This is a genomic window from Vibrio sp. R-1 (assembly GCF_035615595.1).
GTDB classification, from domain to species: domain Bacteria; phylum Pseudomonadota; class Gammaproteobacteria; order Enterobacterales; family Vibrionaceae; genus Vibrio; species Vibrio cholerae.
Genome location: NZ_WPDC01000081.1, coordinates 1 through 14,506 on the forward strand (window position 1 = coordinate 1; position 14,506 = coordinate 14,506).

Consider the following 14,506-nt stretch of genomic DNA (forward strand, 5'->3'; position numbering starts at 1 on the left):
AACGCATGGTGGCTTTTTATCATTCATCCTTACAAAAAGGCTTTATAAGGCAGTTCTGGCTCATTTTTGAAGATATCTTGGAAGCCACGGAAATGCTGGTAATGCATGCGTCCTTTATCAGTTGGGTAGGTGTATTTACCGCCAACTTGCCAGAAGAACGGCGCAAATTGGTACTGTAAGCGATCTTTTTTCATATTCCACAGCACTTCGATTTCACGCGGATCATTTTGGAAGTTCGCCCAGATATCGTGGTGGAATGGCACGACAACTTGGCAATCGAGCGATTCTGCAGCGCGCAATACATCCGAAGAGGTCATTTTATCGGTCACTCCGCGTGGGTTCTCACCGTACGACAGCAGCGCCACATCAATCTGGTAATCGTTACCGTGTTTCGCATAGTAGTTTGAGTAGTGTGAATCACCGGAGTGGTACACAGAGCCACCCGAGGTTTCAATCAAGTAGTTGACGGCTCGCTCATCCATACCATCCAAAATCGCTTTGTCGTAAGACGATACGCCTTTTGGCAGGGTCACTAACGCCGTGCGATCGAACGAATCCAGCACGCGAATCTTAACATCGCCGATTTCAAGCACATCACCGACTTTTGCCACAATGCAGCGCTCCTGCGGTACACCCCATCCTAGCCATAAATCAACACAGGCTTGTGGGCCAATGAATTTTACGTGCTCGCCGCAGTTTTGCAGCACCGCCGCGGCAACGTTAACGTCAATGTGGTCAGCGTGATCGTGTGAAGCCAGCACCGCATCAATCTCTTTAATCGCAAACGGATCGAGTGGGAAAATCGAGGTACGCAAGTTCGGTTGCAACGCTTCCACACCGCCCATACGCATCATCTGATGTTGGGTATTCATCAAGCGGTTTTTCTGCGTTTTTTTACCGGTTCCGCACCAAAAATCGATGGAAAGGTTGGTGTTGCCAGCACTCTTTAGCCAAATCCCCGTACAACCTAGCCACCACATCGAAAAGGTATTTGGTTCCACGACCGTTTGCTCAATCTCTTCATTTAGCCAAGTTCCCCACTCAGGAAACGTACTCAAAATCCAGGATTCGCGAGTGATTTCATTCACTTTACTCATAACAACACCTCTTGTTTCACAACGTTAAGATAAATTTTGGATGTAGGGAGCCAAGCGCCGAAATCCTGAGGATTGGCACTGGCCAGTTGGGTTAGTTTTTTTAATTTGGTAAAAGTGAGTGAAACGCTACACTAAAATCACTTGCGTCCCTTGCGCTTCAATGGCTTTCACCACTTCAGCATTCGCATTTTTACCGGTGATGACGATGTCAATTTTGCTGGTAGGGCAAAACAGCATGCCGGTACGCTGCCCGACTTTTGAGCTGTCCACCACTACGACTAGCTTATCGATCTGCTCTAGCATCTGCTGTTCAGCAACCGCTGTGAGCATATCGGTTTTGTACAATCCCGCTTCGGTTAGCCCTTTGCCAGAGGTAAACATCCAGTTTCCAGCATAACCGCCAAGAGAATCTGGTGCGGGGTTGAGGAAAATGCTTTGCGCTCGATTGTATTGTCCGCCAATGATGATCACATCATCGTGATCTTCATTGATCAGATAGCTCGCCAACGGAAAATAGTTGGTCACTATCTGTACGTTTTCGCCACACAACTGCTGGCCCAGCAAAAAGGCGGTCGAACCACAGTTGATCACCACACTATCGCCTGGTTGGCAGAGTTCAGCCGCTTTCAAGGCAATTAGCGATTTCTCTTCATAATGCTCTGTGCTGTTGATATTGAGCGGTGACCATTTTCTTTTTTGATTTTCAATGCGCTCTGCCCCATTACGCACTTTGCGCAGTTTACCTAGCTCATCGAGCTTGGCGATATCGCGCCGCGCCGTGGCTGGAGAGACATTAAAGCGCTCAATAATGTGCGAAACGTTAATCGCTTGATTCTCTTCAAGCAGAGACAAAATACCGTTATGTCGTTGGACTTCATTCATACCATCACCTAACTGAGAAAAAACTCACCGAATGTCGACTTAGTGATTATTTGGTGATTAATCTTGATTAGTTTTGATTCTATTAATCATCGTAAATCTTGTCAAACTTTCTGCACATAGAAATCATACATTTATCACAATTAAATTTAAGTTATTGATTTTTAATCAAATAATAAAAACCAAGGTGATCTACATATCATTTGTGTGGTTTTCTTTTGGGCAAAATTGATAAAAATCAAAATAATCACAAATGAGCATTGAATGATTACTTTTGATTGCTAAAGTCTATTCCGTGAGCAAAAGGAGCGATTTTACGCACCACCAAAAATCACTCTTCCTACATCAAAACAACTAAGGGTAGAGATATGGAGTTCTTGTACGACGTTTTCTATATTTTTTACAGCCAAGTAATGACCAAAGCCCCTTTGCTGCTAGGGCTAGTCACCTTAATCGGCTATTGGCTGCTAAGACGCGATGCGACAACCATCATTAAAGGTTCAATCAAAACCATTGTCGGTTTTATGCTGGTACAAGTGGGCGCAGGCACACTGGTCGCTGGCTTTAAACCTGTGATTGAAAAGCTGTCGCAATACCACGGTTTAACCGGATCAGTGATTGACCCCTACACCTCGATGATGGCCACCATGGAAACCATGGGCGATAACTATTCATGGGTCGGATACGCCGTGCTGCTTGCGTTGGCGATCAACATTCTGTTGGTGCTGTTTCGCCGCTACACCGGCATTCGTACCATCATGCTGACTGGACACATCATGTTCCAGCAAGCGGGGTTGATTGCGGTGTTCTACTTTGTGCTCGGCGCTGGCATGTGGGAAACCATCATTTATTCGGCGGTATTGATGGCGCTCTACTGGGGCATCTCTTCTAACATCATGTTCAAACCGACCGAAGAAGTCACTGGCGGCGCGGGTTTCTCCATCGGCCACCAACAGCAAGTCGCTTCATGGATCGCCACCAAAATCGCTCCCAAACTGGGGGACAAAAAAGACAGTGTTGATCACCTGCAACTGCCTAAATGGCTGCATATTTTCCACGACAGCATCGCTGCCACCGCGATTGTAATGACCGTGTTCTTCGGCATCATTCTGCTCTCTTTCGGTCTGGATAATCTGCAAGAGATGGCGGGTTCTACTCACTGGACTATCTACATCCTCGAAACGGGTCTTAAGTTTGCCGTCGCGATCCAAGTGATTGTGGCCGGTGTGCGTATGTTTGTCGCCGAGCTGTCCGAAGCCTTTAAAGGCATCTCCGAGCGCGTTATTCCTAACGCAGTACTCGCGATTGATTGTGCGGCGATCTACGCCTTCTCCCCCAATGCCATGGTGTTTGGCTTTATGTGGGGCGCACTCGGCCAGTTTGCAGCAGTCTTAGCCATGCTGGCGTTTAATGCGCCAATCATGATCATTCCCGGCTTCATTCCTATGTTCTTCTCCAACGCAACGATTGGCGTCTTTGCGAACCATTTCGGCGGTTGGAAAGCAGTGATGAAGATCTGTTTTGTGATGGGCATTATCGAAGTGCTCGGCTCGGCATGGGCAATTCACCTCTTCACCCAACAAGGCACCGAATTCAGTGGCTGGATGGGCATGGCCGACTGGGCACTGGTCTTCCCACCGATTATGCAAGGTTTGTCCGCCTCGAAACTTTTCTTCTTCGTACTGGTTGCCCTGGCGTTGGTCTACATGTTCTTTGCCTCCAAACAGTTACGCGCCGAAGAAGATGCACAAGGCAGCATCACGGTCAGTGACGAGCCGGAAGTGATTGAAGCGGTTGAACAAGCTCTACAAGCTGCGCAAGGCACTCGTCCAGTGAGCATTCTGGCAGTGTGCGGTAACGGCCAAGGTTCATCGATGATGATGAAGATGAAAATCGGCAAGTATCTGGAACAAAAAGGCATTCCGCACGTGATGGATTCTTGCGCGGTGTCTGATTACAAATCCAAACTCGCGACGACCGACATCATTGTCTCCTCTAAACACCTCTCAGCCGAGATGGAGCCGGGCGAAGGCAAGTTTGTGCTCGGTGTGCAGAACATGCTTAACCCAAACTCGTTTGGCAATGAACTGCTCGACATCATCCATAACCATTTTGTGAAAATTCGCTAGCTCGACAGGCGGTGGGCAGCCGCACCTCTCTGGTTGCCTACCGCCCCCTACGACAATAAGAAGCTGGTTTGATCAGCTCTACTCTGGAGATAGAACCATGGGACTCAAACAATCCTTAATCGAAAACAACTCAATCCAACTGCAAGCCAAAGCCAATAACTGGCGTGAAGCGATCAAAATTGGTACCGATATGTTGATTGCCTCAGGCGCAATCACGCCAGCCTATCACGAGGCGATCATCGCCAGTGTCGAGCAGCTCGGTCCCTACATCTGCATCGCTCCTAATCTTGCCCTGCCCCATGCGCGCCCTGAAAACGGCGTGTTGAGAACTGCTTTTGCGCTGGTGACCTTACAAGAGCCGATCTATTTCGAAGGCGAAGATGAGCCGGTGGATGTGCTGATTACCTTAGCCGGCAGTTCCTCCGATGAGCATATGGAAGGACTAATGGAAGTGACGCAAGTGCTGGATGATGAAAACAGCGACACCGGAGTGGATCTGGATAAGCTGCGCCGCTGCCGCGATAAACAGCAAGTGTATGCGGTGATTGATCAAGCCCTCTCGCAACAAGCTTCTGCCCAACAAGAATTAGCGCACATCGCGTAGGAGGGAGTATGTACAGCGAACTGAAACAGCGCGTATTCAACGCCAATCTCAAATTGCCCAAATACGGTTTAGTCACTTTTACCTGGGGCAATGTGTCGGAAATTGACCGCGAACGCGGCGTACTGGCGATTAAACCGAGCGGCGTCGAATACGATGTGATGTGCGCCGAAGATATGGTGATTGTCGACCTCACGGGCAAAGTGGTGGAAGGCAAATTAAATCCATCGAGCGATACTGCAACCCATATTGAACTCTACCGCGCCTTTCCCGACATCGGCGGCGTAGTGCATACCCATTCGCGCAGCGCCACGATTTGGGCTCAAGCGGGCATTGATATTCCCGCGCTCGGGACAACCCATGCTGATTACTTTTACGGCGACATTCCCTGCACGCGTAAGCTTTCGCACAGCGAAATTGCTGGTGAGTATGAAAAAAACACCGGCCTAGTGATCGTCGAGGAGTTTCGTCATCGTCATATCGATCCGATGGCGGTACCGAGTGTGATTGTGGCCGGACACGCGCCTTTCTCTTGGGGCAAAAATGCCGAAGATGCGGTGCACAACGCCGTGGTGCTGGAAGAGATCTCCGCAATGGCACTCGCCACTCGCTCGCTCAATAGCGGCATCAAAATTCAGCCCGAATTGTCCGATAAACACTACCTGCGCAAACACGGCGCGAACGCTTACTACGGCCAGAGGTAATCGCTATGTATAAAGTGCTCGCCTTGGATCTTGATGGCACTGTGCTCAGTGACGATCACACCATCCATCCACAAGTCAAAGACGCGATTCGCGCAGCTCAGCAGCATTGCCATGTGCTTATCGTCACAGGTCGTCACCACACCGCTGCGCGCCCTTACTACGATGAACTGGGTCTGACCACACCCATCATCTGTTGCAACGGCACGTATGTGTATGACTACGCAAGCGAAACGGTGCTGGAGCACAATGCGATCGATAAACAAGATGCACTGACCTTTATCGATCTGGCCCAAGAGTTTCAGCTCAAGCTGGTGATGTACATCAAAGATGCAATGACTTACTCGCAGCGCAGCCCCATCGCGTACATGCAAGCATTGGAAAAATGGGCGCAAGCGGCCTCTCTCACTCATCCGCCGCAAATCTATGCGATTGACTCCTTTCACCAAACTGCGCGCGACTCTGAGTTTGTGTGGAAATTTGTCGTCGAAGGTTTACCAAGCTCGGTCGAACGACTCCTAGAGCATCCGTGGGTGAATGCCCGTTTTAATGGTGAGCGCTCTTGGTCCAACCGCATTGATTTTGCCGCCAAAGGCAACAGCAAAGGGCTGCGCCTTGCGCAATACGTCGCTCAGCTTGGCTACGCCGCCAACCATGTGATGGCGATTGGCGATAACCACAATGACATCTCCATGCTGCGCTATGCGGGCCACGGCGTGGCGATGGCCAATGCCGATGACACCGTGAAATCTTACGCGCGCAGCCTTTGCTCAACAGATAACAACCACGCTGGGCTTGCCCAACTGATACGTGAACATATTCAAGGATAAACAGTATGACCAAACCAATGATTCAAATCGCCCTCGACCAAACCAACCTAACCGATGCCGTGGCCGTAGCGAGTAATGTCGCCAGTTACGTCGATGTAATTGAAGTTGGCACCATTTTGGCTTTCGCGGAAGGAATGAAAGCGGTATCGACTCTGCGCCACAACCATCCGGATCATATTCTGGTGTGTGACATGAAAACCACCGATGGCGGAGCCATTCTCTCGCGCATGGCATTTGAAGCAGGCGCGGATTGGATCACCGTCTCAGCCGCCGCGCACATCGCGACCATTGCCGCGTGTAAAAAAGTGGCGGATGAGCTGAATGGCGAAATCCAAATCGAGATTTATGGCAACTGGACGATGCAAGATGCTAAAGCGTGGGTCGATTTAGGCATCACTCAAGCCATTTACCACCGCTCACGCGATGCGGAATTGGCAGGGATTGGTTGGACAACGGACGATCTCGACAAAATGCGCCAGCTCTCTGCGCTAGGCATTGAGCTTTCGATAACCGGCGGCATCGTACCAGAAGATATTTACCTGTTTGAAGGGATCAAAACCAAAACCTTTATTGCCGGACGTGCATTAGCAGGCGCCGAAGGCCAACAAACCGCGGCGGCTCTGCGTGAGCAAATCGACCGTTTCTGGCCATAACAGGAGGCAGCATGTATCAACATTTACTGCGCCACCGCGTTGGCTTGTATGAAAAAGCACTACCCAATCACTTAAGTTGGGAGGAAAAACTGGCCTGCACCAAAGAGCTCGGCTTCGATTTTTTGGAGATCTCGGTGGATGAAAGTGACGAGCGCCGCAGCCGCCTCGATTGGGATGATGCCACCATTTATTCATTGCGCCGCCTTTGTGAAGAGTATGGCGTGCCGCTGCAATCCATGTGCCTTAGCGCTCATCGCAAGTTTCCGTTTGGCTCGGCCGATCCCGCGCTGCGCGATGAGGCACTGAAAATTATGCAAAAGGCGATTACCCTCGCCTACAAACTGGGTATTCGCACCATTCAGTTGGCGGGGTATGACGTCTATTACGAGCCCGCCAACTCAGCCACTCATCAGCGTTTTATTGAGGGCATGCAACACGCCGCCCGTTTAGCTGAGCGCGCTGGCGTGATGTTAGCCGTTGAGATCATGGATACCCCTTATCTCAATGCGCTGAGTAAATTTGAAGTGCTGAATCGGCAGATCCAATCGCCCTTTTTTACAGCGTATCCAGACGTTGGCAACATCTCAGGCTGGAATTATGACTTACTGACCGAACTCTCGTTAAGCAAACCTCACATCACTCAGATCCACCTCAAGGACACTTACAAGGTGAGCGAACAGTACGCCGGACAGTTTCGTGATTTAGTGATTGGCGAAGGCGACGTCGACTTTGATGGACTGTTCTGCCGCTTAAAAGCGCTGGATTGCGTGGTGCCGTTAGTGATTGAAATGTGGGCGCACGACGAACAGTGGCAACAGCATATTCACACCGCGCAGCGTCGATTAAACCAAGCTTGTGATCGCGCCGAACTCCCTCGCTTGTTCCCTCATCTTTAAGCTCCTGAGCCGCGCAACGCGGCACTTCCCGAACAGGGAATGTGCGGTAGGTTTCCCCCAACCTACCGCACCTTTGCAAGCTCGCCTTATGGTTGACTTCATCCGCACCTTGACGCACAGTGGCGGCTGTTTGTTTGAAATTCCAACCGGTTAGCATGAAATTACTCCACCTTCAGCTGTTTTGGTACGAAAAGCACCACACCCTACTTGAATTAGAGGCCCTGCCACAACTGAGCCCGGCACAACAGCAAGAACTTGAAGAGTGGATCAAAACACGGCGCAAAATTCTCAGTTATGAAGTGCATCAACACGCATGGATTAAGGTCAACGCCGATGGTTTTTCATCACTGCTGACCTTTAAACCCAACGGTACCTTGATTGAAAAAGACATGTTCAGCGACAAAGCCCTGCATGGTTTGTGGAAAGTGATGGATGGCTTTTTATTCGTCAAAGTGATCAGCGGCGAGTTTATTGTCGAATACCAAATTGTCGGCCACCAACCTCACCCAGTGCACTGCGGCATTGAATACATCAATGGCCGCGTCAGTAGCTACAGCAAGTTTGCTAAACTCGCTAACCAACAAGTATAGCTATAACTCACGGCTCTAAATCGAGCCAATGCCCCGCCTCTCATCCGATACTCGTTTGCGCTCAACAAAAATTTTCTGTTTTCGTGCATCCAAATCCTTTCTTTTAACGTCTCTTAGGTGACTTTTTTCCTCGCTTAAGGAGAACTCATGAAATGTCATAGCGTTATGACTCATTGGTTATTATTGGTTGCGAGTACATCGGCATTCGCTGCGCCGCAAAGCAGCTCAAACCAGATACATCAACCCAAAGATGGGGTGATTAATGTGTATGGTCCAGGAGGGCCAGATACCGCATTACGCCATGCAGCCCAAGCATTCACCCAACAAAGTGGCGTAAAGGTAAATATCATCGCAGGCCCTGAATCCAAATGGAGTCAGGAAGCGCAAAAAAACGCCGATCTACTGTTTGGTTCCTCCGAACAATCGATGAGTGCCTTTGCGGAAACCTATCCTTTCATTACTCATCAAGATGTTGAGCCCATTTACTTACGCAGAGCAGTCATCGCTGTCGTTAAAGGTAATCCTAAGGGGATTCGTGGCATTCAAGATCTTCTCGATAACCCATCACGCATTGTAGTGACCGAAGGGTTGGGCGTCTACAACACCTCTGGCACGGGAGTTTGGGAGGATATCGCCGGCCGCACAGGATCATTGGCTGATGTACAGAACTTCCGCAGCAAAATTATCGCTTACGCCAAAGGTAGTGGTGCAAGTTTCCAAGCTTTTCAGCAGCAACAGGCAGATGCTTGGATTACTTGGATTCATTGGCCATTAAACCATACAGATAAAGTCGACTACGTGGAGATCGAACCTGAACGACGTATCTATAGAGATTTGAATCTGGCCAAAGCGCAAGGTGCAGATAGCCAAACCCAAGACTTTATCGACTTCATCACCAGTGACGCTGGTGCCGAATATTTTTTACGTGACGGTTGGACCCGTCAATAAGGATAATCATTATGAAAACACTCTTCATATCAACACTTCTCTTACTTCCTGCCAGTTATAGCTTAGCGGCAACAACCATCGATACCGCTCTAGGACAGGTATACACAGATAATGCAGGTAAAACACTTTATACTTTCACCAAAGATCCTGTCGGCCAATCAGTCTGTAATGGGGAATGTGAAAAACTATGGCCACCGATGTGGGCCGATGAAGAATCCACCCCTGAAATCGCAAAACTGGACAACGCTAAGCCGATCATACGTGATGATGGTCGTCAACAATGGACATTAGCAGGCAAACCGCTTTATCGATGGGTGAAAGATACCCAACCCGGCGACATCACTGGTGCTGGAGTTAAAGGCGTTTGGCAGTTGGCTCGCGCTGATGATGTTCCTCTGCAGCTATTTAATGATGGTACTCGCCGCTTTTTAGTCGATAGTAATCAATTAACGCTCTATACCTTTGATCAAGATAAACCTGAGATGTCGGTGTGTTATGGTGAATGTGAAACCAAATGGCCACCAGCTTATGTTGATGCAGCACTTATACACAAAGGCATTGAAAATCTTCGACTTACTGGTGATTTTGGCGTGATACAACGAAATGATCATACTTATCAATGGACATTTAAAAGCCAACCACTTTATCGTTGGTTTAAAGATACCGAACCGGGTGAAACCCAAGGCGATGGGGTAAAAAACGTCTGGCACCTAATTACTCAATGAGGTCAGTGTGAGTACAGATAAACATGCAATAGGTTTACTGCTCTCCAAAATAGCGCTTCGCGACCGCAAGGCGTTCGAAGCGCTGTACCAGTTAACCAGCTCAAGGCTTTACAACTTAATTCTCCATGTTGTCCGAGATGAACATATTGCGGCGGATGTTTTGCAAGATGGATTCGTCAAACTCTGGTTCAATGACCACTCCTATCCGGTTGACTATCCTTGGGCCTGGCTTTGTCAGAGTATGAGAAATCTAGCGATCGATGAAATCCGCAAACGAGGTCGCCGCAACGAAGAATCGCTCGAAAATCTGTTCGAAAAAGAATCCTCCACCGAATCGGCATCCGACCAGAATTTGACCCGATGCTTGCAATCTCTCGCTGAAGAAAAAAGAAACGCGATTGTTTTGGCATATCAGTACGGAATGAGTCATCAAGAAATCGTCCAACACATCAATACACCGCTGGGTACGGTAAAATCTTGGATCCGCCGCGGGTTGCAGGAGTTGAAACAATGTCTAACCGATTGAAAAGCCGCCGCTATATAAAAGCGGAATTACGAGATAAGTTAGCCGCCGAGTACGTGTTAGGTACACAAACCCCCTTGGTCAAACGCCGTATGGAAACCTTGATGAAAGCTGATCCTACTTGGTGGGAGCACATCGAGCTGTGGCAAAAGCATTTATCAGGCTTGACCCCAGCGGCAGATCTTCATAACTCAACTATCTCGTTAGCTTCACCCTCGAAACGAGTATGGAAAGAGATTACTGAGCGCACTCACCCTGCTCGCCCCTTTCAACGCATGCGTTGGTGGTGGCTGCCCATCGGGATGGCCATGTCACTCTTTGTCGGAATCTGGGTACAAAATACCATGCAATCCCTATCGCCAACGATTGAAATGGCTCAAGTACGCCCAATCACCTACTTAGCCATAATGTCCTCCGAGAGCCAAACAAACCATTTTGCGTTGGTGGCTTATCAAGGTGATAAACCGGGGCAATCTAGCCTGCGCATGCAGCGGAACCTTAACATGAAAAATCCCTCATTTGGGCAAGCAATGGTTTGGATGAGAGATAAAAACACGGGCAAGCTTCAATTGATCGATAGCCTGCAAAAAATTAATGATATTCGCTACATGTCACCTAGTGAATGGCAAGCGCTCAAAAACAGTTCAGAGTTATTGGTGACCGCGAATAGAGACCCAAACAGTCAGGTTTTGTATCGTGGACATTGTATTGAATTAGGGTCTTAATTGAATACATCAATGGCCGCGTGAGTAGCTACAGTAAGTTTGCCCAATTGGCGTCAAAAGAATAGGGTTAAGCGTCACCTAAGTAATACCCCATACCCCGCTTGGTTTGGATCAGCGGCTGGGCAAAAGGCATATCGATTTTCTTGCGTAAACGACGCATATAGACATCGACTACATTGGTCAGCGGATCTTGGTGAATGCCCCACACATTCGCCAAAATTCGCTCTCGGCTAAAAATATGCCCCGGTTTACGCAAAAAGAGCTCAAGAATTGAAATCTCTTTTGCCGTCAGCTCTATCGGTTGCTCGGCACGATACACGCGCATGGTGGATAGGCAGAGCTCTAAATCAGCAAAACGCAGCTTATTGCTGGTATGGGTTTGAATATTACGCCGCTGCAGTGCCTCGATGCGTGCCAACAGCTCTTCAAAATGGAAAGGCTTGGCGAGGTAATCATCCGCACCGGTGCGCAATCCTTGGATGCGTTCCTCCACCTCGCCCAAAGCGGATAACATCAGGATTAAAACCTGATTACCCGTCGCACGGATTTGCTGGCATAGGGTTAACCCATCCACATGGGGCAACATGCGATCCAAGATCAGTAAGTCCGGCTCGCTGCTTTTCACGGTTTCTAATCCGTATTGACCATCTTTCAAGTGATGGATTTGGTGCCCTTCCGCTTTTAAGCCTCGCTCAATAAAACGGGCAATTCTTTCATCATCTTCAATCAATAAGATTCGCATCTTGCTCCTCTCCTCGCGGAAAAGTTAACGTCACCGTCGTGCCTTGCTCCAAGACACTTTCGATGCGGATTTCACCATCGAGTTGTTTTACGATACTTTGCGCCAGCGTTAAGCCAATGCCTAGCCCATCAGGGCGATACCGCTTGCCATTTTCTGCACGAAAATAGCGCTCAAAAATCACACTCAGATCCGCTTCAGCAATCCCAATACCTTGATCTACCAATTGCACACGCCATGCCTCTTCATCCAACTCAAGATTCAATCCTATCGGTCGCTGCGTCGGATCATAGCGTAAAGCGTTATCCACCAAGATACGGATCACCATCAGTAATTTATCGCGATCCGTATAGCAAAGCCGTGTTTGCCACTCACCCTGCGCTGGTGTATTCACCGTCAACTCAACTTGCTGCGCGTGAGTCAACAAGCTGGCTTGCCGCACCACCGCTTGCCAAATTTCACCTAAGAGCAACTCGGTTAACGCAGGATGAAACAGGCGCTCATCGTGTCGGATCAACATCAATAAATCTTCAATCCGAAATGCCAGTTGCTCTGCCGACTCACTGATCCGCAGCAAGGTTTGCCGATACTCATCATCACTATTGTGCCGACTGCGCAGAGTAATTTGCGCCTCACCTAAAATCGCAGTGGCAGGAGAGCGCAGTTCATGGCTGACATTAGCGAAGAACTCTTTTTGTTGATGTTTAGCTTTCTCCAACGTTTGTAAAGCTTGCGCCAGCTCTTGAGTTCGGTCTGCCACTTCTCGCTCAATTAATTGGCGTGACATCCGCTCTTTTTGCTGCGCTTGCTCAAGACTTTGCGCCATATAGTTAAAATGGCGCGCCAGCGTTTTAAGTTCATCCGGCCCGCTGATCGAAATGCGGTGATCCAATCGGCCCTGCTCTAGGGCGGTGGTACTTTTCACCAGCTCAGCCAGCGGCTTAGAAAGGGTACGCAATAACCAAACGCCAAGCAGAGCCCCCGACACCATGCCAAAAACCGCTAAGCTGGTGATGACCGCTCTCACATTCGATAACGCATCCAACGCCGCTTCTTCATAACGCGAGGTACGCTGCTGCTGGAGACTAATGGCTTGCGTCAACAGCTGGCGTAAATCGGTATCATCGACCCGATCGAACGACTGGCTCAACAATAGCCAGCGTTCATCATCGTCAGTAATTTTGGCAATTTCCCATGAACGCAACGCCTTTTTTAAGCTGGCAAAGTTGGTTTCAAACAGGGAGATTACCTTGATCTGCTGGTTTATTTCTGAGAAATCTTGCACGGTTAAGCTGTGCTGCTGAGCTTGCTCCGTCAAAAGATTGAGCTTGTGTAGCAGCGCTTCAATTTTGGAAAAACGCATATCCCTTTTCAGGGTACTGCCATCTTTAATCAGAAGATACTCGGCGAGCCAGACTTTAAGTTGCTGTTTCTCGGTACTTAACTGCATAAAACCTTGCAGAATTTGGCTTGAGATTTGCCCACGCAGCAGATGCTGATTCGCAACTTGATTTGACCAATAAGCCACCCCGGCCTGCGCCAAAATCAAGGTCAATAGTAATGCGAGTACAAACGCAAGCCGATATCGAAACATAGTCATTTCCCAAAATTGTCGTCTTTCTATGAGTCTCAACTACTCGCAGTAGCAAATAGGCGACCAATGAGTCCATCTCCATCAGCATAGACACACTCGGTGTTTAAGATGAATCAGCGTCGCCAAGACCGCGTTAAGTAGCAAGGAGATATGCAGATTACGTGATCCTCTACCCAAGGGTAAATCTTGTTAATCTGAGGTTAATCTTTGCGCTCGGTTTACATTCATCGATACCTCGTAGAGTAGCGCTGAACCTACTGCAAACATTTAAGGAAGGCAGATTATGCAACGTATGACTCGTACTCTATCCGTTTCCGCCCTGATTCTGTGCGGCTTATTACCTTTCACGACTCAAGCAGCCGATCTTGTCGTGAATAACAACATCACTCATGAAGATGTGCTAAAAGCCCAACAAGCATGGGGCGAAGCGCTGATTAAAATCAGCGATACTTATCAAAAACAAGGCATCAAAGCGGCAACTGAGCTTGCGAACCAAGTGTTAGATCAAGCCTACGGCTACCAACAAGGCGCAGTATTGTTTAAACCGACCCTAGCCAGTGGCAAGCAAACCTTCCGCACCGATACAGAAGGCGCACTCTCTTACTTTGTTGGCAACAATAAAAGCTACCCGCAAGATTCGGGCTTTGCCCTAAAAGGCTGGAAGGAATACCGTTTTGAAAATGCCGCGGTTTACATTGATGGCGATCTTGCACTCACCACAGGCAATGTCTTCCTAGTGAATGATAAAGGGCAGGAAACCGTGGTAGATAAAAGCTGGGCTTTTAAGAAAGATGAGCAAGGCCAACTGCGCATTGTACTGCACCACTCCTCGCTGCCTTATCAGGCGAAGTGATGCTTAGTGGGCATATTCACGAC

16 protein-coding genes are annotated in these 14,506 nt (G+C 48.7%); 12 read left to right on the plus strand and 4 right to left on the minus strand.

All coding sequences use genetic code 11. From position 1 onward, the window contains the following. Positions 1-29 precede the first annotated feature (29 nt). Together ulaG and ulaR are read right to left on the minus strand one after the other, a co-directional pair. Positions 30-1,097 (minus strand): L-ascorbate 6-phosphate lactonase, encoded by a 1,068-nt coding sequence (gene ulaG, locus GOU96_RS14235; protein WP_000049013.1) that lies wholly within the window; start codon positions 1,095-1,097, stop codon positions 30-32. 126 nt (positions 1,098-1,223) lie between these two features. Then, on the minus strand, positions 1,224-1,979 hold the full coding sequence (gene ulaR, locus GOU96_RS14240) for an HTH-type transcriptional regulator UlaR (RefSeq protein ID WP_001006791.1): 756 nt from the start codon (positions 1,977-1,979) through the stop codon (positions 1,224-1,226). A gap of 365 nt (positions 1,980-2,344) precedes the next feature. Between ulaR and GOU96_RS14245 the strand changes: the two genes are divergently transcribed. The 11 genes from GOU96_RS14245 (at position 2,345) to GOU96_RS14295 (ending at position 11,297) form a co-directional block, all read left to right on the plus strand. Continuing rightward, positions 2,345-4,105, plus strand: a complete 1,761-nt coding sequence (locus GOU96_RS14245) for a PTS ascorbate-specific subunit IIBC (RefSeq protein ID WP_000395341.1) — start codon at positions 2,345-2,347, stop codon at positions 4,103-4,105. Between the two features lie 97 nt (positions 4,106-4,202). Beyond that, on the plus strand, positions 4,203-4,709 hold the full coding sequence (locus tag GOU96_RS14250) for a PTS sugar transporter subunit IIA (RefSeq protein ID WP_001897404.1): 507 nt from the start codon (positions 4,203-4,205) through the stop codon (positions 4,707-4,709). Positions 4,710-4,717: 8 nt separating this feature from the next. Beyond that, a complete protein-coding gene (locus tag GOU96_RS14255; protein ID WP_258502767.1) occupies positions 4,718-5,410 on the plus strand; it encodes an L-ribulose-5-phosphate 4-epimerase in 693 nt (230 codons plus the stop codon). A gap of 5 nt (positions 5,411-5,415) precedes the next feature. Next, the gene (locus GOU96_RS14260) at positions 5,416-6,237 is read left to right on the plus strand and encodes a Cof-type HAD-IIB family hydrolase (protein WP_114774340.1); all 822 of its coding nucleotides are present in this window, start codon (positions 5,416-5,418) and stop codon (positions 6,235-6,237) included. Between the two features lie 5 nt (positions 6,238-6,242). Continuing rightward, entirely contained in the window at positions 6,243-6,890 is a 648-nt protein-coding gene (locus GOU96_RS14265) for a 3-keto-L-gulonate-6-phosphate decarboxylase UlaD (RefSeq protein WP_000165660.1), read from the plus strand. An 11-nt stretch (positions 6,891-6,901) separates the two neighbouring features. Continuing rightward, on the plus strand, positions 6,902-7,786 hold the full coding sequence (locus GOU96_RS14270; RefSeq protein ID WP_000284305.1) for an L-ribulose-5-phosphate 3-epimerase: 885 nt from the start codon (positions 6,902-6,904) through the stop codon (positions 7,784-7,786). Between the two features lie 155 nt (positions 7,787-7,941). After that, on the plus strand, positions 7,942-8,376 hold the full coding sequence (locus tag GOU96_RS14275) for a hypothetical protein (protein WP_084981353.1): 435 nt from the start codon (positions 7,942-7,944) through the stop codon (positions 8,374-8,376). 147 nt (positions 8,377-8,523) lie between these two features. After that, on the plus strand, positions 8,524-9,324 hold the full coding sequence (locus GOU96_RS14280) for a substrate-binding domain-containing protein (protein ID WP_084981352.1): 801 nt from the start codon (positions 8,524-8,526) through the stop codon (positions 9,322-9,324). Between the two features lie 11 nt (positions 9,325-9,335). After that, the gene (locus tag GOU96_RS14285; protein ID WP_057558641.1) at positions 9,336-10,049 is read left to right on the plus strand and encodes a hypothetical protein; all 714 of its coding nucleotides are present in this window, start codon (positions 9,336-9,338) and stop codon (positions 10,047-10,049) included. Positions 10,050-10,056: 7 nt separating this feature from the next. Further along, positions 10,057-10,575, plus strand: a complete 519-nt coding sequence (locus tag GOU96_RS14290) for an RNA polymerase sigma factor (RefSeq protein ID WP_057558640.1) — start codon at positions 10,057-10,059, stop codon at positions 10,573-10,575. Next, complete coding sequence (locus GOU96_RS14295; RefSeq protein WP_267783064.1) at positions 10,560-11,297, plus strand: hypothetical protein; 738 nt, start codon at positions 10,560-10,562, stop codon at positions 11,295-11,297. Before GOU96_RS14290 ends, GOU96_RS14295 begins: the two co-directional genes overlap by 16 nt. Before the next feature lie 67 nt (positions 11,298-11,364). On the opposite strand, the gene GOU96_RS14300 is transcribed toward GOU96_RS14295, so the two are convergent. Both GOU96_RS14300 and GOU96_RS14305 read right to left on the minus strand, forming a co-directional pair. After that, positions 11,365-12,039: a response regulator transcription factor gene (locus tag GOU96_RS14300; protein ID WP_001221465.1), complete on the minus strand. Its 675-nt coding sequence runs from the start codon at positions 12,037-12,039 to the stop codon at positions 11,365-11,367. Beyond that, the gene (locus GOU96_RS14305; RefSeq protein ID WP_267783066.1) at positions 12,020-13,630 is read right to left on the minus strand and encodes a HAMP domain-containing sensor histidine kinase; all 1,611 of its coding nucleotides are present in this window, start codon (positions 13,628-13,630) and stop codon (positions 12,020-12,022) included. Before GOU96_RS14305 ends, GOU96_RS14300 begins: the two co-directional genes overlap by 20 nt. Positions 13,631-13,913: 283 nt before the next feature. Here GOU96_RS14305 and GOU96_RS14310 point away from each other — a divergent pair, with 283 nt between their 5' ends. Then, entirely contained in the window at positions 13,914-14,483 is a 570-nt protein-coding gene (locus GOU96_RS14310) for a phosphoribosyl-AMP cyclohydrolase (protein ID WP_001189466.1), read from the plus strand. Positions 14,484-14,506 lie beyond the last annotated feature (23 nt).

Coding starts and splice junctions, on each gene's coding strand:
- ulaG (WP_000049013.1), bottom strand. CDS start 1,097: ATGAGTAAAGTGAATGAAATCACTCGCGAATCCTGGATTTTGAGTACG.
- ulaR (WP_001006791.1), bottom strand. CDS start 1,979: ATGAATGAAGTCCAACGACATAACGGTATTTTGTCTCTGCTTGAAGAG.
- GOU96_RS14245 (WP_000395341.1), top strand. CDS start 2,345: ATGGAGTTCTTGTACGACGTTTTCTATATTTTTTACAGCCAAGTAATG.
- GOU96_RS14250 (WP_001897404.1), top strand. CDS start 4,203: ATGGGACTCAAACAATCCTTAATCGAAAACAACTCAATCCAACTGCAA.
- GOU96_RS14255 (WP_258502767.1), top strand. CDS start 4,718: ATGTACAGCGAACTGAAACAGCGCGTATTCAACGCCAATCTCAAATTG.
- GOU96_RS14260 (WP_114774340.1), top strand. CDS start 5,416: ATGTATAAAGTGCTCGCCTTGGATCTTGATGGCACTGTGCTCAGTGAC.
- GOU96_RS14265 (WP_000165660.1), top strand. CDS start 6,243: ATGACCAAACCAATGATTCAAATCGCCCTCGACCAAACCAACCTAACC.
- GOU96_RS14270 (WP_000284305.1), top strand. CDS start 6,902: ATGTATCAACATTTACTGCGCCACCGCGTTGGCTTGTATGAAAAAGCA.
- GOU96_RS14275 (WP_084981353.1), top strand. CDS start 7,942: ATGAAATTACTCCACCTTCAGCTGTTTTGGTACGAAAAGCACCACACC.
- GOU96_RS14280 (WP_084981352.1), top strand. CDS start 8,524: ATGAAATGTCATAGCGTTATGACTCATTGGTTATTATTGGTTGCGAGT.
- GOU96_RS14285 (WP_057558641.1), top strand. CDS start 9,336: ATGAAAACACTCTTCATATCAACACTTCTCTTACTTCCTGCCAGTTAT.
- GOU96_RS14295 (WP_267783064.1), top strand. CDS start 10,560: ATGTCTAACCGATTGAAAAGCCGCCGCTATATAAAAGCGGAATTACGA.
- GOU96_RS14300 (WP_001221465.1), bottom strand. CDS start 12,039: ATGCGAATCTTATTGATTGAAGATGATGAAAGAATTGCCCGTTTTATT.
- GOU96_RS14305 (WP_267783066.1), bottom strand. CDS start 13,630: ATGTTTCGATATCGGCTTGCGTTTGTACTCGCATTACTATTGACCTTG.
- GOU96_RS14310 (WP_001189466.1), top strand. CDS start 13,914: ATGCAACGTATGACTCGTACTCTATCCGTTTCCGCCCTGATTCTGTGC.